The sequence below is a fragment of the Streptomyces sp. NPDC004539 genome (genome assembly GCF_040610055.1).
Lineage (GTDB): Bacteria > Actinomycetota > Actinomycetes > Streptomycetales > Streptomycetaceae > Streptomyces.
On sequence record NZ_JBEXLS010000004.1, the window covers coordinates 509,838 to 532,294 of the forward strand.

Sequence of the window (22,457 nt, forward strand, 5' to 3'; positions counted from 1 at the left end):
ATGGCCCTCGCCCTGCCCCTGACCCCGCCCCGGTCCTGGTCGCCGGTCCTGCCGGTGGTCGCCGTGATCGCCCTCATCGCCCTGCCCGTCACGCCGGGCGGCGAGGGCGGCGCGGGACCCGCCGACGCGCTCTCCGCGCTGGTCGTCCTCTTCTGTGCCGTACGGCTGCTGCGGCGGCGGGCCCGGCCGCTGTCCCGGCGGGCGGCCGTGCTGCTCGGGATGCCGGTCGCGGGGCTGACGCTCGCGGCGCTCGGCGCGTCCTCGGCGGGCGCCGGCACGACCGGCCTCGGCCGTTATCTCCAGATCTTCGTGCTGGTCCCCGCGGCCGTGCTGCTGCTCGTCCGGGACGCCCGTGACTTCCGGCTCCTCGCCTGGGCGTTCGTCGCGCTCGCCGGGTGGCAGGGGGCCGTCGGCGTCCATCAGTTCGTCACCGGCACCGGGGCGTCCTACCAGGGCGAGGAGATCCGGGCGGTGGGGACGTTCGGGCCGCAGGACGTGATGGGGATGGCGACCGTCGTGTCCTTCGGGCTGATCTGCTCGGTCGGGCTCGCGCTCGGCCGGTCCGTCGCGCGCGAGCGGCTGATCGCGGCGGTCTGCGCGGGGGCGCTGCTGGTGCCGCTCGCGCTCTCCTTCAGCCGGGGCGCCTGGATCGCCACGGCCCTCACCTGCACGGTCCAGCTGGTCCTCGCCGGACTGCGAAGGGCCTTGAAGGTGGGGGCGGTTGTCGCCGCCCTCGGGATCATCCTGGTCGGCGGGTTCGGGGTCGGCTCGGCGATGCTCCAGGAGCGGGTCAGCAGCATCACGCAGGTCACCGACGCGCCGGACCAGTCCGTCACCGACCGGTACACGATGTGGGCCGCGGCGATCGGGATGTGGCGCGAACAGCCGCTGACGGGCGTCGGGTTGAAGGGCTTCCCCGAACACCGGGACACGCACGCGTCGTTGGCGCTGTCCTCCGGGAGCGACACGGAGGGCGCGGGGTCGGCGTACGTCAAGCAGCCCCTGCTCTCCCCGCACAACATGTACCTGCTGATCCTCAGCGAGCAGGGCCTCATCGGTCTGCTCGCCCTCGCGGGCGGCTGGCTGGCTCTCCTGACCTGCGCCCTGCGCAACCTGATCCGCGTCCGGGGCACTCAACGAGGCGGCCTGGACTGCGCGTTGGTCGCCTGCGGCCTGTCGGTCTGGCAGCTGACGGACTTCATGTACGCCGACATCGGCGGCCCCTCCACCGTCCTCACGGCCGTCTGCCTCGGCCTGATCGCCTGGTGGGCGCTGGTCGGCCCGTCGGCTCCCGAGGGGGCCGCCGCCCGATGACAGTGCCCTCTTCCCGGTCACCTCGTACGGACGGCACGGCGCGGGAGACCGAGCCGGTGCCGTCCGTGCGGTGGGGCGGAGCAGCGGATACGGAGGCCGAGGCTCAGGGCGCGCTCGTCGCCGAGGCGGGTGTCGAATCCGTCGGCCTCGGGGGCGACGCCTCGGGCGGCGGGCCTCGCCCGTCGGGGGCGCGCGCCCGATCCGGGGGGCCCGGCATCCCGCATCCGCCGACCGCCCCTTCTCCCGGGCCCTCCGCTTCTCCCGAACCCTCCGCCGAGCCCTCCGCCGCCCGTGAACCCTCCCACCCCACCGGCAAGTTCCTCGCCAAGGCCGCCGTCCTCACCGCGGCCCTCTCCATCGCGGGGTCGCTGCTCGGGCTGGTGCGGGACCAGGCGCTCGCGCGGCTCTTCGGGGCCGGGCAGGAGACGGACGCGTTCCTGGTGGCGTGGACGATCCCGGAGTTCGCGGCGACGCTGCTGATCGAGGACGGGATGGCGTTCGCGCTGATCCCGGCGTTCAGCATGGCGCTCGCGCGCAGGGCGCAGGGCGGTGCGGGCGACCCGGTGCGGGCGCTCGTCGCGGGGACCCTGCCCAAGCTCTCGCTCGCGTTCGTCGCGGTCGGGGCGCTGATCGTCGGACTGGCCCCGCAGGTCGTCGAGGTGCTCGCGCCGGGCCTGCCGAACCCTGAACTCGCCGTGGACTGCACCCGGTTGACGGCGACCTGTGTCGTCAGCTTCGGGCTCGCCGGCTATTGCAGCGCCGCGCTCAGGGCGCACCGGACGTTCGGGCCGCCCGCCGCGATCTACGTCGCGTACAACATCGGGATCATCGCCGGGATGTTCGTGCTGGGCGGGCAGTGGGGGGTGCGGTCGGCGGCCGTCGGGGTGGCGGTCGGCGGGGCACTCATGGTCGTCGTCCAACTGCCGTCGCTGCTCAAGCGGTTGACGGCGCGGACCGCCGCGGAGGGGAAGGGCGGGGAGCGGGAGCCGCAGGCGCTGGACGTGGCGCTGCTGGCGACGGTCCTGCTGTTCGCGCTGTGCCGGCAGTCGCAGGTGCTGATCGAGCGGTTCCTCGCCTCGCGGCTCCCGGAGGGGGCCATCTCGCATCTCAACTACGCCCAGAAAGTGGCGCAGATGCCGATGCTGCTGTCGATGATGCTGATCACCGTGACGTTCCCGGTGGTCGCGCGGGCGCTCGCGGAGGGGGACACCGAGCGGGCCCGCAAGCGGGTGGAGAGCGATCTCGCGCTGGCGACCTGTGTGGTGCTCCTCGGTACGGCGACGGTGGTGGCCTGCGCTCCGCAGATCATCCAACTCCTGTTCCAGAAGGGCGCGTTCACCCCGGAGGACACGGCGGCGACGGCCCAGGTGATGCGCGTGTACGCGCTGGGCCTGCTCGGGCAGACCCTCACCGGTGTGCTGGTGCGCTCCTACTTCTCGGCGGGGCGCCCGAGTTGGTACCCGGTGGGGGCGATGGCCGCCGGGATCGTGGTGACGTCGTGGATCGGGGCGCTGACCGTGGGGTCGCTCGGCGTCACCGGGATCGCCGTCGCGAACGCGGCCGGCATCACCGTCACCGCGCTGGTGCTGCTCGCCGGGATGGGGCCGCGCAGTGTGCCGGTCCATGTCCGGGGCGTGCTGCACGAGTTGAGCCGGCCGGTGCGGGCCGCGCTGGTCGCGACGGTCCTCGGGACGTACGCGGCCGGCCATGTCAGCGGGGGGCCTCTCACGGGGGCGGTGGCCGGGGGGCTGACCGCGATCGTCGTCTTCCTCCTCCTCGGCTGGGCGCTGGACGCCCAAGGCGTCGAGCCCGTCCTGCGATCCACCCGTTCCGCGACCAGAAGGCTGGCAGCCCATGTCCGTTCCCGTTGAGGCCCCGAGACGGCCCTCCCTCAACTCCCTTCCCTGGGTGGCGATGTACCACTCGGTGGGCGACTGCACCGACGACCCCTACCGGATCACGGTCACCCCCGAGCGGCTCGACGCGCAGCTCGCCTGGTTCGCGCGCGGCGGCCTCAGGGGCGTCTCCATGGCCGAGCTGCTCGCGGCACCCGACCGCAAGGGCCTGATCGGCCTCACCTTCGACGACGGTTACGCCGACTTCGTCGACAGCGCGCTCCCTGTCCTGCGCGCCCACGGCATGACCGCGACCCTCTTCGTCCTCCCCGGCCGGCTCGGCGGCGACAACGCCTGGGACCCGCTGGGCCCCCGCAAACCGCTCCTCACGGCGGACGGCATCCGCGAGGCCGCCGCGCAGGGCGTGGAGATCGGCTCCCACGGCCTCACGCACGTCGACCTCACGCAGGCCGACGACGAGACCCTCTCCGCGGAGACCGCCCAGAGCCGCGAACGCCTCCAGGAGCTCCTGAAGAGCGAGGTCACCGGCTTCTGCTACCCCTACGGGACGATCGACGAGCGGGCCGTGGCCGCCGTCCGCGCCGCCGGGTACGGGTACGCGTGCGCGATCGACCCCGGCGCCCTGAACGGCGTCCACGCCCTGCCGCGCGTGCACATCGGGCAGAACGACACCGCCGCCCGGCTGTTCCTCAAGCACCGGCTGCACCGGCTGCGCCGCCGTCCGGTGGAGGGCCTGCGGTGAGGGCGCTGCACATCATCACGGGCCTGGGGACCGGCGGTGCCGAGCAGCAACTGCGGCTGCTGATCCGGCACTTGCCGGTCGACTGCGAGGTCGTCACGCTCACCAACCCGGGTGCGGTCGCCGACGGCCTGATCGCGGACGGCGTCCCCGTCACGCACCTCGGGATGGCCGGCAACCGCGACCTCGGCGCCCTGCCCCGGCTGGTGCGGCACATCAGGGCGGGCGGCTACGACCTCGTCCACACCCACCTCTACCGCGCCTGCGTGTACGGGCGGCTCGCGGCCCGGCTCGCTGGGGTGCGGGCGATCGTCGCGACCGAACACTCCCTGGGCGACGCGCAGATGGAGGGCCGCAGCCTCACCAAGGGGGTGCGCGCGCTGTATCTCGCGAGCGAGCGGCTGGGCCGTTCGACGGTCGCCGTCTCCCCCACGGTCGCCGACCGGCTGCGCCGCTGGGGGGTGCCCGGACCCCGTATCGAGGTGGTCCCCAACGGCATCGACCTGGCCCGTTTCCGCTTCGACCCGGTGGCCCGCCACCGCACCCGCCGCCGCCTGGGGCTGCCGGAGGACGCGTACGTCGTCGGCGGCATCGGCCGCCTCAGCGCCGGGAAACGTTTCGACGTCCTCATCGAGGCCCTCGGTCGACTCCCGGACGATCACTGGTTGTTGCTGGTCGGCGGCGGTCCCGAGGAGAGCGTGCTGCGGCGTACCGCGCACGAAGTCGGCGTCTCCGACCGGGTGTTGTTCACCGGCGAGCGCCCGTACGTCCCGGACGGCACCCCGGGCCCCGACCTGCCGTCGCTGACGTCCGCGATGGACGTCCTCGCGTCGCCCTCGCCGGACGAGGCGTTCGGGCTGGCGGTGATCGAGGCGCTCGCCTCGGGGCTGCCGGTGCGGTACGCGTCGTGCCCGGCGGTCGAGGACCTGCCGACCCGGGCGCCGGACGCCCGCCAAGTGCCGTGCAGCGCCGAGGCGTTCGCCGAGTCCCTGCGCAGACCCACGACTTCCGGCCCGCGCACCCCGCCCGAGGCCGCCCGCCACTACGACATCGCCCGCAGCGCCGCGCGGCTCATGGACGTCTACACGACCACCCTTTCCGTCCCGTCACCCCAGAAAGCCACCGCCACATGACCGAGAACACCTCCCGCCGCCCCGCCGTGCTCACCCGCGCCAAGGCGCTCCCGCCGTGGACCCTGCTCGCCGCCGGCGCCCTCGTCGGCGGCCTGGCCGGCGGCTCGTACGGCCTGCTGAAGCCGCCCGTCTACACGGCGACCGCGTACGTCGTCGCCGTCCCCGCCGAGAAGTCCGACCCGTCCTCCGCGCTCGGCTTCGCGCAGGCGTACGGCCGGGTCGCCACCCAGCTCGCGGTGCTCGGGGACGCGCAGGTGTGGGCCGGGGTGCCCGTGGCGACGCTCCAGAAGAGCGTCCAGACGGCGACCTCGCCGGACGCCCCGATGGTGTCGATCACCGCGGCCTCGGGGCGTGCCGACCTCGCCGCCGACATGGCCAACGCGGTGTCGCGGGCGCTCACCCAGCACGCGAAGAGCAGCGAGAAGACCACCAACGTCGAACTCCAGTCGTTCGCACGGGCGATGAAGCCGACCGCCCCGTCCTCGCAGTCCCCGGCCGTCACCGGCCTGGTCGGCGCGAGCGCGGGCGGGCTGCTGGGCGGACTCGTGCTGCTGGTGCGCCCGAAGCGGAAGGGCACGGCGGTCAGGGCGACTCAGCTCGCCGGCCACGGAGTTGTCGCGGAGTCCCCGGAGGAGACCAAGGCGCCCGTCCCCGGCCCGGCTCTCGCCGCCGACGTCCACGGGGCACGATGAAGACCGAACTGGTCGCGGACGAGGCCCGGTTCGCGGCTCTCGCCACCGACTGGGCGGACCTGTACGGGCGGTGCGCGACGGCGACCCCGTTCCAGAGCCACGCCTGGCTGCACTCCTGGTGGCTGTCCTACGGCAGGCGCGGCCGACTGCGCCTGCTGCTGGTGCGCGGCGCGGACGGCCGGCTGCTGGCCGCCGCCCCGCTGATGGCCGTCCGCAGCCCCTTCCCCGCGCTCGTGCCGCTGGGCGGGGCGATCTCCGACTACGGGGACGTCCTGGTCGACGACGGGCGCGCGGAGGAGGCGGTGGCCGCGCTCACCGAGGGGCTCGCGGCGGCGGCCCGCACCGCGCTGATCGACTTCCGCGAGGTGCGTCCGGGGGGCGCCGTCGAGCGGGTGTACGAGCACTGGCGCGGGCCCCGGCGCCGGGTCGGCGACTCGGTGTGCCTGGAGCTGCCCGCGGTGCCGATGGAGGAGCTGGTGGCGCGGCTGCCGTCGGCGAAGGCCCAGCGGGTGCGGGCCAAGCTGCGCAAGCTGACCTCGCTCGGGGTCGAGCGCAGCGTCGTCGCGCCGGACGAGGTGGACGGGGCGCTGCGGCGCCTCCTCGAACTGCACCAACTCCAGTGGCAGGGGCGGAAGGTGACCTCCGAGCACCTGCAACGCCGGTTCTGCGAGCACCTGGTGCGCTCGGTCGGGCCGATGGTCAGGTCGGGGGACGCGGTGGTGACCGAGTTCCGGCTGGACGACGACGTCGTCGCCGTCGATCTCACGCTGCTGTCCCGGAAGTTGGCCGGGGGGTACCTGTACGGGGCGCATCCGCGGCTGCGGGAGCGGAAGGCGGACGTCGCGGTGATGCTGCTGGACGCGTGCGCCGAGCACACCCGCGAGCGGACCCGGGGGGCGTTGAGCCTGCTGCGCGGGAACGAGCCGTACAAGCACCACTGGCGGCCCGAACCGGTCGTCAACCAGCGGCTGTTGCTCGCCCGGCGGCGCACCGCGCCACTGCTGTCGGCGGCGCTGTGCGACGTGGCGGCCCGGCGGCGCGGCAAGGAATTACTGCACCGCTGGGAGTCCTTCAGGGAGCGGTCCGGTGGCGGCGGGACCTGAGGCGGTCCCGCCACCACCGGCTCGGTCACCGGTTGCGGGAGAACCAGTCGAACTTGACGCAGAGCTTCCCGCCGAGCCAGTACTCGACCCAGTTGCCGAGGCTCACCGGCGCGCAGTTCGGCTGGGGTTCGGGCTGCGGCTCGGTCGGCGGTACGACCGGCGGGACCACCGGAGGTACGACCGGGGGTACGACGGGCGGCACCACCGGAGGCTCGACCGGGGTCACCGGCTCGTCCACCCGCCCGGACAGCAGCGAGCGGTACACCTCGGAGGAGCGCGGGTTCGCACCGCACTGCCACACGCCGTGCGGGCAGTAGTCGGTGACCGTGTTGTACAGCGGCTTGTGCTCGTCCATCCAGGCGAGCATGCGCCGCATGTACTCCGGGTTGTCACCGTTGCGGAAGAGTCCCCATTCCGGATAGGAGATGGCCTTGTTGTGGGATTTCGCGAAATCCACGTGGCTCTGAAGGCCGTAGGGCTCTGTCACCTGTTCGTCGAACGTCCGGCCGGTGGGCTGGTCGTACGAGTCCATTCCGACGATGTCGACCGTGTCGTCACCGGGATAGCACTCCGTCCACGGAACGGCGTCGCGGCCCCGGCTCGGCGTGAAGTCGAACTTGAACTGCTGGCCCGGCACCGAACGCATGGTGGTGACGATCCTGTTCCAGTACTTCTTCCAGGACTCCGGGTCCGGACCGCAGCGGTGGGTGTACGTCGTGCCGTTCATCTCCCAGCCGAGCACGATGACCGTGTCCGGCACCTTCAGGGCGACGAGCCGCTCGGCGAGGGCCTTGTAGTGGTGGTCGAACTGACCGGCGGCGCCCTGCCGCAGCAGCCGGCGCACCTCGGAGTCGGGGACGCCCTCCTCGTTGCGCTCCAGCATCGGCACGTTCAGGACGAACATCCGGTCGTCCTTCTCGCGCCGCCAGTCCGCCCACACGTCGAGGAAGCCGGGGGCGCCCTCGATGTTGCTCCACCGGTCGCCCGGCAGGTAGGTGTGACCGACCCTCAGCTCGGAACCCCCCAGCCAGCGGCTCAGCTCGGCGATCCGGGCGACACCGCGCGGACCGTAGTCGAGGTAGGCACCGAAGGCGGGGTACTTCTTGGCGGGGGCCGCCGGGTCCTTCGGAGGTACTACGGGTACCGCGGGGTCCACGGGGGCGGGGACCGCCGAGGGGGCCGGCTCCTGGGCGGGGGCCGCGGCCTCGTCGCCGTCCCCCCACCACCCGTCCGTCCACCGGCCACTCTCCCACCACGCGGGAGCGGGCGGATCGGCGCTCCGCACCACCCCCGAACCCGCGGCGAAACCAGGACCGGAGGCCAAGGCGGCCGATACGACGACAGCAGTCGCCACGACGGCCAGCCGCCGGGACCGGGCACGTCGCTTTCGTGGGGCCATGCCTGCTCCTTTCTCCACTCTCACGCGTGATGACCGCACCATTCGCGCGTTATGACAGCGTCAGGAATTCCTGACAGACAGTCACATGTAAGTCATACGAAAAGGAAGTACGCCACCGCCGTTACGGCTTTCGAGTGGTCCACTCGCCCGCACCGGTGAACGAACCGAAGGAATCGACCTTGCCCCTGCTCGACACCCGCGTCCCCGCAGTGCTCCTGCGGATCGACCGGAATCCCTTTCACCACGGAACGCTGGGTGCCGTGCGCTCCCTCGGCCGCGCCGGGGTCGAGGTCCACCTCGTCGCGGACGTCGCGGGCAGCCCCGTACGCCACTCCCGGTTCGTACGGCAGCTGCACCCGCCACCGCCGCCCGGGGCCGCCGACGCCGACATCGCGGCCGTGCTGCTGCGGGTCGCCGCGCGCGTCGAGCGGCCCGCCGTGCTGATCCCGATGGACGACGCGGGCGCGGTCGCGGTGAGCCGGCTGCGTACGGAGCTGGCGCCCGCGTACCTGCTGCCGCAGCAGCCCGGTGAGCTGCCTCAGCGGGTCGCGGACAAGGCGGAGCTGGCCGGGCTGTGCCGGGCGGCGGGCGTCCCGCATCCCGAGACGGTCGTCCCGGAGAGCCCTGAGCAGGCCGCGCAGGCGGCGTGGCGGCTCGGACTGCCGGTGGTCGCGAAGTGGAGCAGGCCGTGGCTGCTGCCCGGCGGGAGCGGACTGCGCAGCACGGTCGTCCTGCGCTCCACGCAGGAGGCGCGCGAGCTGTACCTCCGTACGGAGGAGGCCGGTTGCCGGCTGCTGCTCCAGGAGTTCCTGGCGCCGGGCACGGGGCTCGACTGGTTCTTCCACGGGTACGCGGCCCGCGCGGGCGCCGTCCTCGCGGGCGGGCCCGGCCGCAAGCTGCTGTCCTGGCCGCGCGGGGCGGGGCTGACGGCGGTCGGGGAGTGGGCGCCGAACGCGACGGTGACGTCCCTCGCCGAGCGGCTGACGGCCGACCTCGGCTACCGGGGCATCCTCGACCTCGACTTCCGGCGCTGCGCCGCGACCGGCGCCTACCACCTGCTCGACTTCAACCCCAGGCCCGGCGCGCAGTTCCGGCTCTTCTCGGACTCGGCGGGCCTCGACGTCGTCCGCGCCCAGCACCTGGACCTGACGCACCGTCCGCCGACGGCCGGCTCGCCGCGCCCCGGCCGCGCCTTCGTCGTCGAGAACTACGCCCCGCTCGCCGCGCTGCGCCCGGCCCCGCACGGCCGCGAACTCGCCTGGCACGCCGTCGACGACCCCGGCCCCGGCCGTGCGATGTGGGGCCTGTGGTGCCGCCACGTCGCCACCCGGGTCGCGGAACGCCTACGCCGCACGGCGGCCGGTCCGGGTCCGGGCGCGCGCCCCCGAGTCGTACGCCAGGCCGCCGCACCGGCGGTCTCCCGGACCGGGCTGCTGCGGCCGACGTCCCTGACGGTGGCCCCGGCGGGGGGCGGGACGTCGGGGGCGGGGGTGTCTGGGGCGGCGGCTGCGGGCTCGGCTGCGGCGGGCTCTGCGGCGGCGGGGGGCGCGGCGGGATCGGCGGCTGCCGGCGCTTCGCGGGCGGCGGGATCGGCGGCTGCCCCTCAGGTATCTCCCTCGCAGGTATCTCCGCCGCAGGTATCCCCCACGGAGTCCCCTACGGGCTCCCCCACAGCCTCTCCAGGGGGCTCCCCGGCGGGTTCTCCGCCGGGGCCGGCGGTCGTCCCGCCGGATCTCCCCCCGGCTTCCCCTACGGGTCCTCCCCCGGCCTCCCCGGAGGTCTCCGGTACGACCCCTCCGACCGACGACGAGAAAGCGAGCAGTTGCTGATGTTCGACCTGCTGGTGGTGGGAGCGGGCCCGTACGGCCTGTCCATCGCGTCTCACGCCGCATCCGCCGGGCTGAGCCTGCGCGTCTTCGGCCGGCCCATGGCGTCCTGGCGCGACCACATGCCGCGCGGCATGTTCCTCAAGTCCGAGCCGTGGGCGTCCAACCTGTCCGACCCCGCCGCGCGCTGGCGGCTCGACGCGTACTGCGAGACGCGGGGCGTCTCCGCGCGGCACGGCGAGCCGATCCCCGTGGAGATGTTCGCCGACTACGGCCTGTGGTTCGCCCGCAACGCCGTCCCCGAGGTGGACGAGCGGACGATCGTCCGGATCTCCCCGCGCCCCGGCGGCTTCGAGGCGGTGACCGACGACGGGGAGACCGTCCACGCGCGTACGGTCGCCCTCGCGGTCGGCGTCATGCCGTTCGTCGAGATCCCCTCCGCGCTGCACGGCGTCTCCCCCGGCCTCGTCTCCCACAGCAGCCACCACAGCAGCCTGGACCGCTTCGCGGGGCAGGACGTGACGGTCGTCGGGGGCGGCCAGGCGGCCCTGGAGACGGCCGCACTGCTGGCCGAACAGGGCACGCAGGTACGGGTGTTGGCCCGCGCGGGCCGGCTCGACTGGAACGACGTGCCGCCGCCGTGGGAGCGGCCGTGGTGGCAGTCCCTCCGCTCCCCGCACAGCGGGCTCGGCTGCGGGTGGCGGAACTGGTTCTACTCCGAGCGGGCCGGCTGGTACCGGCGCCTCCCCGAGGAGACCCGCGCCCGCATCGCCGCCGACGCCCTCGGCCCGGCCGGCGCCTGGTGGGTGCGGGACCGGGTGGAGGGGGTCGTCGAGGTGCTGCTGGGGCATGAGGTGACGGCGGCGGAGGGGAAGCCGACGGGGGGTGGCGAACTGGGCTCGCGGCAGGGTGAGTCGGGGGTTGCCGGGGGGCTGTTCGGCGGGGAGCAGGGCGGGTTGGGGGCGGACGGCAGGCAACAGGGGGTTGGTCAAGGCGAGTCGGCGGCGCCTGGCGGGCGATCCGGCTCCGGCTCCGGCTCCGGCTCCGGCCAGGACAAGTCGGGTGCGTCCGGCGGGCGTTCGGGTGCCGGGCGGGGCGAGTCGGGTGCGGGCGACGGACGTTGGGGTGGCGGGTCGGCCGTATCCGGCGTCGGTGGCGGCGGGTTCACTCCCGACGGCATCCGCCCCGGCGTCGACAAGCTCCGTCTGGAGATCGCCGGTTCCTCCGGCCGGACCCGTGTCATCGAGACCGACCACGTCATCGCGGCGACCGGCTTCAAGGCCACCCGTGAGCGACTCGCCCTGCTCTCCCCGGAGTTGCGCGGGGCGCTCGGTGCCGTGGCCGACGGATCTCCGGCCGTGGGCCGGGAGTTCGAGTCCTCCTGGCCGGGCCTCTTCATGGCCGGCCTCGTCACCGCCTCCGGCTTCGGCCCCGCCATGCGCTTCGTCCACGGCGCGACCTTCACCGCGGGCACCCTCGTCCGCGGCGTACGGCGCCGGCTGCGCACGGGCGTTCCCGGCGGCGCGGTCCCGGCACCGGGGCGGAGCGGGGAACGGGGTTCGGTGGACGCCGTACGGCGTTGATCCCGGGGCCGGTCGATCCGTACCGGCCGTAAAACGCGGGTGCCGGCCGCTTCTCGGAGCGTCCGGCACCAGGTGTGCGCAGGGGTACGGACCAGGGTCCGTGTCACCGACGGGTCGCGGCCCTGCCACGTCGGTAGAGCACGGCACCGCCGGCGATCATCGCGGCACTGAAGCCCGCGGCGGCGAGCAGGTCGCTCGTGCCGGTGTGGGCCAGGACGGGCGGCTGATCGTGGTGACCGGCGGGGGGCTGGTCGTTCCCCGTAGGCGGCTGGTCGTTGCCCGTGGGGGGCTGGTCATTGCCGGTGGGCGGCTGATCGTTGCCGGTCGGCGGCTGGTCGTTCCCCGTGGGCGGTTGATCGTTGCCCGTCGGCGGCTGGTCGTTGCCGGTGGGCGGCTGGTCGTTACCCGTAGGGGGCTGATCGTTCCCCGTAGGCGGCTGGTCGTTCCCCGTAGGGGGCTGGTCATTGCCGGTCGGCGGCTGGTCGTTACCCGTGGGCGGCTGGTCATTGCCCGTCGGCGGCTGCTCGCACGTCTCCCCGTTGGAGTCCGGCGTACCGATCACGTCCCCGGGGTTGTCGCAGACTCCCCCGCCCGGAGGCTGGTCGTTGCCACCCGGAGGCTGGTCGTTGCCGGTGGGCGGCTGGTCGTTGCCCGTGGGGGGCTGGTCGTTGCCGGTGGGAGGCTGGTCGTGCCCCGTCGGCGGCTGGTCAGGCGTGTCACCACCCCCGGTGTCACCCCCGCCGTACCCGGAGTCGTCGTCGGAGTGGTCGCCGTACGAGGACCCGTACCCGTGATCGTCGTCCCCGTAGGACCCGTACGACCCGTAGGACCCGTACGACCCCCCGTACGACCAGTGGTCCTCATCCGACCCGTACGACTCGTGATCCCGCTGCTCCCCCGGCTTCGCCGAGTGATGCGCGCACGAGTTGCCGAAGGTCGGGTTGAGGCCGGAGGCCGCGTCGGCGGTGTTGCCACAGGCGTTGACCGGTACGTCGACGGGGACCCCGACGTTGTTGCCGGACAGGACGCCGGGCGAACCGGCCGCCGTGCCGGCGGTGTGCGAGTCGGCGAACGCCGGGCTGCCGCACAGGGACAGAATGCTCGTCGCGGCAGCCGCCGCGACCATTCCCCTGCTCAGGGTCTGTCGCAATCTCGTTGTCTTCCTGCTCGAACTGCCATGAATGCTGGACTCGGCGTGAACGGACGCTCGACGACTGCCACGACTGGCACAAGAGAGCCGAAGGCCGGCCTCGGAACGTTGGGCAGGTGTCCAAGGCCGGCCTTCGACCAAGCCGTTCAGCCTGGTGTGACGGATACGTCAGTCGTTGACGCAGGTGTTGCCGAACGCCGGGTTCAGGCCCGCGATCACGTTGACCGTGTTGCCGCAGACGTTGACCGGGACGTGGACCGGGATCTGGACGACGTTGCCGGAGAGGACACCCGGCGAACCGATGGCCGCACCCTCGGCGCCCGCGTCGGCGAAGGCCGGAACCGCACCGCCCAGCGCCAGTACCAGACCCGCGATGACGGCAGCGCTCTTCTTCATGTCTATCCCTTCTCCGTGGTCATGCCTCCCATGACCTACAGGCTGCAAACGAGAGATAGACAGCGAAAGAAACTGAGCAACATGGGCCGAACGGGAATTCACTCGAACGCATTCATATAATCAGCACTTTGGAGCGACAGAACGATTCTTTGCAAGAAAGCAAGGAGAATTGACGGCGCGTCACAGAAAAACGCCCGGACGGCCCGCACGCAGAAGCGGACCGCCCGGACATGACACACCCGGCGGACGTCAGCCGTTGGAGACGCCGTTGCCCGACAGCGCGGAGATGTCGCTCAGGATGTGCGACAGCGGCTCGTCGCCCTTGGCCTGGGTGGAGTTCTCGACGCACTGCTGGTTCTGCGGCGCCGACAGGATCGGGATGTCCTGGACGGCGATCGGGACCACGCCGACGACGGAGCCCACGTTGGCCTTGAGCGGCACACCGGCGCAGAGCTTGTTGACGGAGCCCTGGACCAGCGTGGCCTGGGGGCTCATGTCGCCCTTGGTCACCGAGTTGCCGAACGCGGACTGCGCGCCGTTGCCGCTGGCCGAGGTGGTCCCGCTGTCGTCCCCGATGGCAAGCGCCTGGGGGGCCATCGCCGCGCTCGCGCCGACGACGGACGCGGCTACCGCCGCCACGGCCATTGCCTTCTTCAGCATTTCGCTCTCTTCTCTTTCCCGATCCCGGCCGTGGAGCCGGGACCATGTGCCTGCCACCGACACAACAGCGGGCACGGGAATTGGTTGCGGCGCTTCACCCGATCGGTTTGCCGACACGCCGCTCTTGGGCCGTACGGGTGAATGGGGGAAACCGACCGGCGCCTTCGTCGGTTGTTCAGCGCACTCCGGTGGACGGGGTTTCTCCAGAAGGGACTTATTCAAGTGATCAAGAAGGTACTCGCCGCTGCCGCTGTCGCCGCGTCCGTCGTCGGCGCGGGCGCCGGCCCGGCCCTCGCCATCGGCAACGACCACGGCACGACCTCCGCGAGCGGCAACGGCGCCTCCCAGGCGTTCGGCAACTCGGCGACCTACGGCAACATGAGCCCGCAGATGGCGCTCATCCAGGGCTCGCTCAACAAGCCCTGCATCGGTCTGCCGGCCAAGGTCAACGCCGGTTCGATCGTCGGCCTCGTGCCGATCGCGGTCCAGGACATCAACGTCCTGTCCTCCCCGCAGAACCAGCAGTGTGTCGAGAACTCGACGCAGGCCAAGGGCGACGAGCCGCTGTCGCACATCCTCGACGACATCTCGGTCCTCGCCGGCAACGGCGCGGCCAACCACTGAGCCGTCGAACGGGTTCACTTCGCTGAGCCCAGGGGCTGAATCCGGCCCCACCGCAGCGGGCCGCCGGTCTTCCGGCGGCCCGTTCCGCTTACCTTGCGCCGCGTGACGAGCGACAGAGCACCAGACGACCCCGACAGAAACCTTTCGCCACTACGACGGCCCGCCACTCGACGACGGCCGGGCCGGCGCCGCCTCGCCCTCACCGCCGTCGTCCTCACCGCCACCGGCACCCTTCTCGCGGGTGCCGCCCTGCCGGCCGCGCACTCCGCGCACTCCGCGCCCCGCCGCCCGCTGAACATCCTCCTGCTCGGCACCGACGAGCGGGACACCATCACGACCGCCGAGAAGCGCCGTTTCCACGCGGGCGGGGAGCCCTGCGGCTGCTCCGACTCGATGATGCTGGTGCACCTCTCGGCCCGCCGGGACCGGATCAGCGTCGTCGGCCTGCCGAGGGACTCCCTCGCGACGGTCCCGGCGTACCGCGACGACGCGGGGCGCACCCGGCGCGCGCATCCCGCGAAGCTCAACGCGGCCTATCAGGAGGGCGGTCCCGAGCTGGCGGTGAAGACCGTGTCGGCGATGACGGGGGTACGGATCGACAAGTACCTCCAGGTCGACTTCCGGCGCTTCATCGACTCCGTGAACCGGGCCGGCGGCGTCGAGGTGTGCACGCCCCGGCGGCTGCGGGACTCCGCGACGAAGCTGGACCTGCGGCCCGGCAAGCACCGGCTCGGCGGCGGTCCGGCACTCCAGTACGTACGCTCCCGGCACTTCGACAGCAGCGCCGACCTCGGCCGTATCCAGCGTCAACAGCGGTTCCTGGTCCAGGCGTTGCGCGGGCTCCAGGCCCGGAAGCTGCTCGCCGACCCGGTGCGTACGGCCAACCTGGCGCGCACGCTGCTCGGTTCGGGGCCGCAGGGTTTCGGTGTCCTCGAACTCGCGCGGCTGGCCGCCGAGTTGCGCAAGGTGCCGGCGTCGTCGACGGAGTTCGCGACGGTGCCGATCGCCGGCTTCAACCCCGTACGCAGGGACGTCGGTTCGACGCTCGCGTGGGACCGGGGGAAGGCGCGGGCGGTGTTCGGGAGGCTCGCCAAGGACCAGCCGCTGCTGGTGGGGCGGGCGAACCCGCGGCCGAAGGACCCGCCGAGCCCGCTGGGTGCGCCGGTGCCGGTGCGCGGGAGCGCGTACGCCTGCAAGTAGCGCGGGTGCGCTGGGCCGAACGGGGCAACTTGCGCAACCTCCGGCGGGGGCGGGCCGTTCTGGGTCATGCAGCTCCTCCCCCGGAGTCCGCTTTTCGAAGGGAACAGAACCATGAAGAAGCTGTGGGCAACCGCCGCTGTAGCCGCGTCCGTAGCCGGTATCGCGGCCGGTGCCGCGCCCCAGGCGCTGGCCATCGGTGACGACAGCGGGACCACCTCCGCCAGCGGCAACGGTGCCTCGCAGGAGTTCGGCAACTCCGCCACCTTCGGCGACATGAGCCCGCAGCTCTCGCTGGTCCAGGGTTCGCTGAACAAGCCCTGTGTCGGTCTGCCGGCCAAGATCAACGCCGGTTCGATCGTCGGCCTCGTGCCGATCGCCGTCCAGGACATCAACGTCCTGTCGGCGCCGCAGAACCAGCAGTGTGTCGAGAACTCCACCCAGGCCAAGGGTGACGAGCCGCTGTCGCACATCCTGGACGACATCTCCGCCCTCTCGGGCAACGGCGCGGCCAACGGCTGAGCCGTACCGCTCCGCCGGACGGCGGGTCACCGGGTTCTCCGGCGGCCCGCCGTCCGTCATGTCCGGCCGCTGCCGGGCTACTTGCGGTAGATCGCCTCGATGTGGTCGGCGTAGGCGCGGGTCACGATGTCGCGCTTGACCTTCAGGGACGGCGTGAGCATGCCGTTGGCTTCGCTGAACTCGCCTTCCACGAGGGTGAATTCGCGGATCGACTCGGCGCGGGAGACGGCCTGGTTGGCGTAGTCGACGGCGCTCTGGACGGTCTCGCGGAGCCTCGGGTCGGCGGCGAGTTCGGCGAACGGGGTGTCCGCGGGGAGCCCCCGGACGGTGAGCCAGTGGGCGATCGCGTCCGGGTCGAGGGTGATCAGGGCGGCGATGAAGGCGCGGTTGTCGCCGACGACGAGGCACTGCCCGACGGGGGTGCGGCTGCGCAGACGGTCCTCCAGGACGGCCGGGGAGACGTTCTTGCCGCCGGAGGTGACGAGGATGTCCTTCTTGCGGCCGGTGATGGTGAGATAGCCGTCGTCGTCGAGGGCGCCGAGGTCGCCGGTCTCGAACCAGCCGTCCCTGAGGACCGCCTCGGTGGCGGCGGGATTGTTCCAGTAGGCGGGGAAGACGGCGCCGCCCTTGATGAGGACCTCGCCGTCGTCGGCGATGCGGATCGCGGTGCCCGGGACCGGGCGGCCGACCGTGCCGGGGCGGGGTTCCAGGGGCGGGATCATGGTCGCGGCGGCCGTCGTCTCGGTCAGCCCGTAGCCCTCGTAGACGATGATCCCGGCGGCCTGGAAGAAGAGGTTCAGGGTGCGGTCGAGCGGACTGCCGCCGCTGATCGCGTAGTTGAGCCGGCCACCGAGCTCCTTGCGGATACGGCGGTAGACGAGGACGTCGTACAGGGCCCAGGCGGCGTACAGCTTGAGGTCGGGGCCCTTCGCCTTCGGGTCCAGGAACTTGGCGAGGTAGGTCTCGGCGAAGCGGACGCCGATGCGTTCGGCGCGGTCGAAGGAGGCGCCGCGGCCGATCTTCTCGGCGGTGGCGCGGCCGGTGTCGTGGATACGCTCGAAGAGGTAGGGCACGCCGACGATGAACGTGGGCCTGAACTCCTTGAGGGCGGGGCGGAGTTCGTCGGGTTTCACGCTCGGGAAGTGGCCGACCTCGATCCGGCCGGTGAGGCAGGCGATCTGGAGGACGCGGCCCATGATGTGGGCGAGCGGGAGGAAGAGGAGGGTGGAGGCGGTGCGGCCGGTGACGGCCTTGAAGACGGGGTGGAGGAGTTCGAGGACGTTGCCCGCCTCCTCGTGGAGGTTGGTGTGGGTGAGGACGCAGCCCTTGGGGCGACCCGTAGTACCTGAGGTGTAGCAGATGGTCGCGGTGGCGTCGGGGGTGAGTTCTCTGCGGCGCTTGACGACCTCGTCGTCCGCGAGGTCCCGGCCGAGGTTCTTCAGGTCCGCGAGGGCGCCCGCGTCCAGCTCCCAGAGTTTCGGTTCGCGGGCGGCGGTGGCCTCGACGACGGTGGCCGTGCCCGCCGGGTTCTCGGTGATGATGTGCCGGGCGCCGGAGTCGCGGACGATCCACTCGACCTGTTCGGCGGAGGAGGTGGCGTAGACCGGGACGGTGACGCCGCCGGCCGCCCAGATCGCGAAGTCGAGGACCGTCCACTCGTGCCGGGTCCGGGACATCACCGCGACCCGGCCGCCCGGTTCGACGCCGCCCGCGATGAGCCCCTTCGCGACGGCGGTGACCTCGGCGGCGAACTCGGCGGCCGTGACAGGGCGCCACGTCCCGTCGGGGTCACGGCGCTTGAGGACCACGTCGTCCGGGGCCTCGGCGGCGTTCTTGTACGGGAGGTCGGCGACGCTCCCGGCCGTCAGGGGGGTGGCGAGGGACGGGACGTGCGCCTCGCGGACCGTACCCGTCTCGTCCCGGACCAGGTCCAGGGCCGTACGGGCCGCGAGGTCGGTGCGCCCCTTCGCTCTCCTGAGATCCCTGCGTACGCCCATGACGGCTCCCCTGACTTCAACTGGCTGGAAGTGAGGGCAACTTACTCGCGCGTAGCCTTCTGAAGCCAGGGTTTGGTCAAGAGACCACGTCCTTGCGTGCGAAACCCCTGAACGCCAGGGCGAACAAGATCACCGCGTACGTCACCGACACCGAGGCGCCCTGGGCCATGCCCGCCCACTCGGGGGTGGGCTGGACGGCGTCGGCCCAGGCGAACTGCCAGTGCGCGGGGAGGAAGTCGCGCCAGTCGCCGAGGGCGGTGACCGCGTCCAGGACGTTCCCCACGATCGTCAGGCCGACCGCGCCGCCGACCGCGCCGAGCGGGGCGTCCGTCTTCGTGGAGAGCCAGAACGCGAGCCCGGCGGTGACCAGTTGGGAGACGAAGATGTACCCGACGACGATCAGCAGCCGCTGCGCCGCCGTCCCCGGCGCGAGCTCGCCGCCCGTCGGCAGCTCCAGCGAACCCCAGCCGTAGGCGGCCGTGCCGACCGCGAGGGCGACCAGCGGGAGCAGGACCATCGCGGCGAGGCTGAGGCCGAGGCCGACGACCAGCTTCGACCACAGCAGCCGGGCCCTGGGGACCGGCGCCGCGAGGAGGTAGCGCAGGGAGGACCAGCTGGCCTCCGAGGCGACCGTGTCCCCGCAGAACAGGGCGACCGGGATGACCAGCAGGAAGCCGGCCGACACGAAGAGGTTCACGGCGGCGAAGTTGGCGCCCGACGCCGTCGCCGTGTCCATCAGGGTGACCTGGCCGTCGCGGCCGTCCGGGGTGCCGCCGATCATGAAGGCGATCCACAGGACGAACGGCAGGGCGCCGAGGATGCCGCCCATGATCAGCGTGCGGCGGCGCTTGAGCTGGCGGGCGAACTCCACCTTCAGGGGCAGGGTGCTCGACGCCCGGTAGCCGGAGGCCGTTTCGGTGAGCGTGCTCATGCGGAACCTCCGATCAGGGTGAGGAAGGCGTCCTCCAGGCGGCGGTGCGGGCCGACGGACTCGACCGGGACGTCGAGCCGCACCAGTTCGGTGATCAGGCGCCGGGGGCTGCCGTCGGCGTCGAGGCGGATCAGGATGCCGTCGTCCGTCACCACCGCCGAGGCGATGCCCGGCAGGGCCGCGATCTTCTCGACGACCGGTTCGTCGACGGGGGCGGCCGTGCCGACCAGGAGGGTGTCGCCGGAGCCGATGATCTCGGCGACCGGGCCCGCCTGGACGAGCTGCCCCCGGTCCATGACCACGAGGTGCGTGCAGGACTGCTCGACCTCGGACAGGAGGTGGCTGGAGACGATGACGGTGCGGCCCTGGGCGGCGTACCGGATCATCACCTCGCGCATCTCGCGGATCTGCGGCGGGTCGAGGCCGTTCGTCGGTTCGTCGAGGATCAGCAGGTCCGGCAGGCCGAGCATGGCCTGGGCGATCGCGAGGCGCTGGCGCATGCCCTGCGAGTACGTGCGCACCGCGCGGGCGAGGGCGTCGCCGAGGCCGGCGATCTCCAGGGCCTCTTCCATGTGCGCGTCCTCGGCGGGGCGGCCGGTGGCCTGCCAGTACAGCTCCAGGTTCTCGCGGCCCGAGAGGTGCGGGAGGAAGCCCGCGCCCTCGACGAACGAGCCGACCCGGGAGAGGACCGGGGCGCCGGGGCGGATCGCGTGGCCGAAGACGCGGATCTCTCCGCCGTCGGGCTTGATGAGGCCCATCAGCATGCGCAGGGTCGTCGTCTTGCCCGCGCCGTTGGGGCCGAGGAGGCCGAGGACCTGGCCCTTTTCGACCGTGAAGCTGAGGTCCTTGACGCTGTAGCGGTCGCCGCCCTTGTACTTCTTCGTCAGGCCGGTGATCCGCAGGGGGACGTCGCTGTTCTCCGGGTCCGGGGCGGGGGTCGCCGTGCGGCGGCGGGCCGTCAGCAGGAGGGCCGCCGCCACGCCCGCGCCCGCGAGGGGGAGCCACCAGACCCAGGCGGGGAGGCCGGAGGAGGCGGTCTCCACGTCCGGGGCGGTCGGGACCTTGAGGTCGCTCTTGAGGGCCACGGTGTACGAGGCGGCTGCGGCCGGGGAGGCGTAGCCGAGGTCCGTGGAGGCGAGGACCAGGCGGAGGCTGTGGCCCTTTTCTACCTTGTGGTCGATCGCCGGGAGCGTCAGGGTGACGTCCTTGCCGTCCTTCGCGCCGGTCACCCGGATGGGGGTGACGAGCTGGGAGGGGAGGACCTGGCTGCGGCCGTTCGCGCCGACGTCGTACACCTTCGCGAAGAGGACGGCGTCGTCCGTCGTGGAGGTGACTCTGATCGTGGCCGTCGGGGAGCCGGTGACGCGGAGGTCGTCGGTGACCGGTTTCGAGGTAAACGCGGCGTATTGCCCGGGGAAGTCGAGGGAGAGGCCGACGCCGAGGGAGGAGAGCTGGGCGAGGCCGCCGCTGCCGGCGCCGAGGCCGGGGAGGGCGGAGATCGCGGGCGGGCTGGCGCCGGGCGGGTTGCTGAACGTCTGCTGCGTGCCGGTGAGCCGGACCGCCCGGGTGTCGTTGGTGAGGCCCGGGTACGTGTTCGCGCTCGCGCCCCTGAGGCGGGCCGCGCCGTCCGTGGAGTCGAGGCCGCCGGTGCGGGTGACGCGGAACGCCGGGCCCGTGTCCGCGGACTTGTCGTCCTTCAGGTAGCGGTCGAACCAGTTCTGTACGCGGGACTGGACCCGGGCCGATTCCAGGTCGCCGCCGTCATGGCCGCCGGCGAGCCAGTCGACGTCGACGGGGGCGCCGTTCGCCTTGATCGCCTTCGCCGCCGCGTCGGACTGGGCGAGGGTGAAGAGGGAGTCCGTCTGGCCCTGGAGGAGGAGGGTGGGGACCTTGATGCGGTCGCCCACGGCCGAGGGGGAGCGCTCTTCGAGGAGCTGCTTCGCCTGCGCGTCCGGGACGCCGGACTCCGCGACCCTGTCGTACATCGCGCACAGCGCCGGCTCGAACTTCGCGCAGCCGCCCGCCGTGTTGAAGAAGACGCCGGTCCAGAGTTTCTTGAAGACGCCGTCCGGGAAGAGGGCGTCGGCGAGGTTCCAGTACGTGATCGAGGGGGCTATCGCGTCGACCCGGCTGTCGTAGCCGGCCGCCAGCAGGGAGATGGCCCCGCCGTACGAGCCTCCCGCGACGCCCACGCGCGGGTCGTTGTCCTTGTCCAGCTCGACCTGGGGCTGTCGCGCGAGCCAGTCGATCAGCTTCGAGACGTCCTTGACCTCGGCGTCCGGGTCGTTCAGGCCGATCTTGCCGGTGGACTTGCCGAAGCCGCGCGCGGACCAGGTGAGGACGGCGTAGCCGTCGCGGGCGAGGTCCTCGGCCTGGCTCTTGAGGTCGTCCTTGCTCCCCCCGAATCCGTGCGCGAGGAGCACCGCGGGCCGCTTCTTCGAACCCTCGGTCGTGAAGTACGACGTGTCCAGCTTCACGCCGTCCACGTCCATCGTGCGGGCGGCCTCCCGCACCGCCGGTCCGCCGCCGTCCGACGCGACCGCCGTCCACGTCCCGGCGCCGGCCAGCACGGCCACGGCCGCCGCGCCGGCCAGCAGGCGCCGTGGGGAGGGGCGCCTCATGTGCGGCCCCGGTTCGCGTGCCGTCCCGGCAGTCGATGATCCATGTGTCAACGGTACGGGGTGAGTCTGACAACGAGCTGTCGACCGGAGGGCGAGGTGGGCGCCATCCTCGGGGCGTACGGGGTGGTGGGGCGTACTGCGGGCGCGGTACGCCCCGGGGCGGCGCTGTGACGGGCCTCACCGGTCCTCACCGGTCCTCGGGCGTCAGCCGTTGGTGTCGACGTACCAGTCGTTGGTGCACTGGAGCGACGTACCGCGCCGCAGACAGACGCGGGTCGCGTGGCGGAGGCCGTCGATGGGGCCGGTGCGGATCGAGTCCGTGCTGTGCAGGGTCGATTCGCAGTAGTCCCAGCCGCCCATCTGCTCGATGCGGTGGGTCTTCCAGGGTTTTCCGGTCTGCGGGTCGTACTTGGGCAGTTCGCGGATGGATCTGTCGATGGACAGGATGTCGCCGCTTCGGAAGCGGTAGCTGCTGCCCGGGTGGACGATCGCCCGCGCGGCGCCGTTGGAACGCGCGGTCTGCAACGTCACCCACGCGCCGTTCAGGCTGCCCGAGTACGGGCTCGCCAGGTCGTACCAGACCGAACCCGACTGCGACACGCACCTCTTGGCGGCCTGTGCGGGCTGCGGGAACGTGAGGATCAGGCCGGCGGTCAGCGCGGCGGCGGCAGCCGTCCGCAGGGTTCTGCTCGGCATCGTGCCCCTCCCCCGCCG

The 22,457-nt window shown here is 72.6% G+C and carries 18 protein-coding genes and 1 pseudogene; 11 read left to right on the plus strand and 8 right to left on the minus strand.

Annotated features, from left to right (window positions below; all coding sequences use genetic code 11):
- Genes ABZX85_RS11715 through ABZX85_RS11740 form a run of 6 tightly spaced genes read left to right on the plus strand, consistent with a single transcriptional unit; the run spans position 1 to position 6,837 of the window.
- The gene (locus ABZX85_RS11715; RefSeq protein WP_355865309.1) at positions 1-1,314 is read left to right on the plus strand and encodes an O-antigen ligase family protein; all 1,314 of its coding nucleotides are present in this window, start codon (positions 1-3) and stop codon (positions 1,312-1,314) included.
- A complete protein-coding gene (locus ABZX85_RS11720) occupies positions 1,311-3,185 on the plus strand; it encodes a lipid II flippase MurJ (RefSeq protein WP_355865312.1) in 1,875 nt (624 codons plus the stop codon). The genes ABZX85_RS11715 and ABZX85_RS11720 overlap by 4 nt, the downstream gene beginning before the upstream one ends.
- The gene (locus tag ABZX85_RS11725; RefSeq protein WP_355865314.1) at positions 3,169-3,912 is read left to right on the plus strand and encodes a polysaccharide deacetylase family protein; all 744 of its coding nucleotides are present in this window, start codon (positions 3,169-3,171) and stop codon (positions 3,910-3,912) included. The genes ABZX85_RS11720 and ABZX85_RS11725 overlap by 17 nt, the downstream gene beginning before the upstream one ends.
- Positions 3,909-5,042, plus strand: a complete 1,134-nt coding sequence (locus tag ABZX85_RS11730; protein WP_355865317.1) for a glycosyltransferase — start codon at positions 3,909-3,911, stop codon at positions 5,040-5,042. The genes ABZX85_RS11725 and ABZX85_RS11730 overlap by 4 nt, the downstream gene beginning before the upstream one ends.
- Complete coding sequence (locus tag ABZX85_RS11735) at positions 5,039-5,734, plus strand: lipopolysaccharide biosynthesis protein (protein WP_355865320.1); 696 nt, start codon at positions 5,039-5,041, stop codon at positions 5,732-5,734. Before ABZX85_RS11730 ends, ABZX85_RS11735 begins: the two co-directional genes overlap by 4 nt.
- Positions 5,731-6,837, plus strand: a complete 1,107-nt coding sequence (locus ABZX85_RS11740) for a GNAT family N-acetyltransferase (RefSeq protein ID WP_355865323.1) — start codon at positions 5,731-5,733, stop codon at positions 6,835-6,837. Before ABZX85_RS11735 ends, ABZX85_RS11740 begins: the two co-directional genes overlap by 4 nt.
- A 25-nt stretch (positions 6,838-6,862) precedes the next feature.
- Here the strand turns inward: ABZX85_RS11740 and ABZX85_RS11745 are convergent, their stop codons facing one another.
- Positions 6,863-8,236 (minus strand): glycosyl hydrolase, encoded by a 1,374-nt coding sequence (locus ABZX85_RS11745; RefSeq protein ID WP_355865326.1) that lies wholly within the window; start codon positions 8,234-8,236, stop codon positions 6,863-6,865.
- 179 nt (positions 8,237-8,415) lie between these two features.
- Between ABZX85_RS11745 and ABZX85_RS11750 the strand changes: the two are divergent.
- Together ABZX85_RS11750 and ABZX85_RS11755 are read left to right on the plus strand one after the other, a co-directional pair.
- Positions 8,416-9,648: pseudogene (locus ABZX85_RS11750) on the plus strand (ATP-grasp domain-containing protein); the annotation flags it as partial.
- 416 nt (positions 9,649-10,064) lie between these two features.
- The gene (locus tag ABZX85_RS11755; RefSeq protein WP_355865328.1) at positions 10,065-11,645 is read left to right on the plus strand and encodes an NAD(P)-binding domain-containing protein; all 1,581 of its coding nucleotides are present in this window, start codon (positions 10,065-10,067) and stop codon (positions 11,643-11,645) included.
- A gap of 103 nt (positions 11,646-11,748) precedes the next feature.
- Here the strand turns inward: ABZX85_RS11755 and ABZX85_RS11760 are convergent, their stop codons facing one another.
- The 3 genes from ABZX85_RS11760 to ABZX85_RS11770 all read right to left on the minus strand — a co-directional run bounded on the left by ABZX85_RS11760 (position 11,749) and on the right by ABZX85_RS11770 (position 13,851).
- On the minus strand, positions 11,749-12,795 hold the full coding sequence (locus ABZX85_RS11760) for a chaplin family protein (RefSeq protein WP_355865331.1): 1,047 nt from the start codon (positions 12,793-12,795) through the stop codon (positions 11,749-11,751).
- Positions 12,796-12,963: 168 nt separating this feature from the next.
- Positions 12,964-13,191, minus strand: coding sequence for a chaplin (locus tag ABZX85_RS11765; protein ID WP_109362607.1), 228 nt, complete (start codon positions 13,189-13,191; stop codon positions 12,964-12,966).
- 249 nt (positions 13,192-13,440) lie between these two features.
- Entirely contained in the window at positions 13,441-13,851 is a 411-nt protein-coding gene (locus tag ABZX85_RS11770) for a rodlin (RefSeq protein WP_355865334.1), read from the minus strand.
- A 222-nt stretch (positions 13,852-14,073) separates the two neighbouring features.
- On the opposite strand from ABZX85_RS11770, the gene ABZX85_RS11775 reads away from it, so the two are divergent.
- The 3 genes from ABZX85_RS11775 (at position 14,074) to ABZX85_RS11785 (ending at position 16,194) form a co-directional block, all read left to right on the plus strand.
- The gene (locus ABZX85_RS11775) at positions 14,074-14,475 is read left to right on the plus strand and encodes a rodlin (protein WP_055722897.1); all 402 of its coding nucleotides are present in this window, start codon (positions 14,074-14,076) and stop codon (positions 14,473-14,475) included.
- A gap of 102 nt (positions 14,476-14,577) precedes the next feature.
- Positions 14,578-15,675: an LCP family protein gene (locus ABZX85_RS11780; protein WP_355865338.1), complete on the plus strand. Its 1,098-nt coding sequence runs from the start codon at positions 14,578-14,580 to the stop codon at positions 15,673-15,675.
- Between the two features lie 111 nt (positions 15,676-15,786).
- Complete coding sequence (locus tag ABZX85_RS11785) at positions 15,787-16,194, plus strand: rodlin (RefSeq protein WP_355865340.1); 408 nt, start codon at positions 15,787-15,789, stop codon at positions 16,192-16,194.
- Positions 16,195-16,271: 77 nt separating this feature from the next.
- On the opposite strand, the gene ABZX85_RS11790 is transcribed toward ABZX85_RS11785, so the two are convergent.
- The 4 genes from ABZX85_RS11790 to ABZX85_RS11805 form a co-directional block, all read right to left on the minus strand.
- Positions 16,272-18,191, minus strand: coding sequence for an AMP-dependent synthetase/ligase (locus tag ABZX85_RS11790; protein ID WP_355865343.1), 1,920 nt, complete (start codon positions 18,189-18,191; stop codon positions 16,272-16,274).
- A 76-nt stretch (positions 18,192-18,267) separates the two neighbouring features.
- Positions 18,268-19,122: an ABC transporter permease gene (locus tag ABZX85_RS11795; protein WP_355865346.1), complete on the minus strand. Its 855-nt coding sequence runs from the start codon at positions 19,120-19,122 to the stop codon at positions 18,268-18,270.
- A complete protein-coding gene (locus tag ABZX85_RS11800; protein WP_355865348.1) occupies positions 19,119-21,743 on the minus strand; it encodes a CocE/NonD family hydrolase in 2,625 nt (874 codons plus the stop codon). Before ABZX85_RS11800 ends, ABZX85_RS11795 begins: the two co-directional genes overlap by 4 nt.
- A 204-nt stretch (positions 21,744-21,947) precedes the next feature.
- Positions 21,948-22,439 carry a hypothetical protein gene (locus ABZX85_RS11805; protein ID WP_355865351.1) on the minus strand — a complete coding sequence of 164 codons (492 nt, stop codon included), beginning with the start codon at positions 22,437-22,439 and terminating at the stop codon, positions 21,948-21,950.
- Positions 22,440-22,457: the final 18 nt, after the last annotated feature.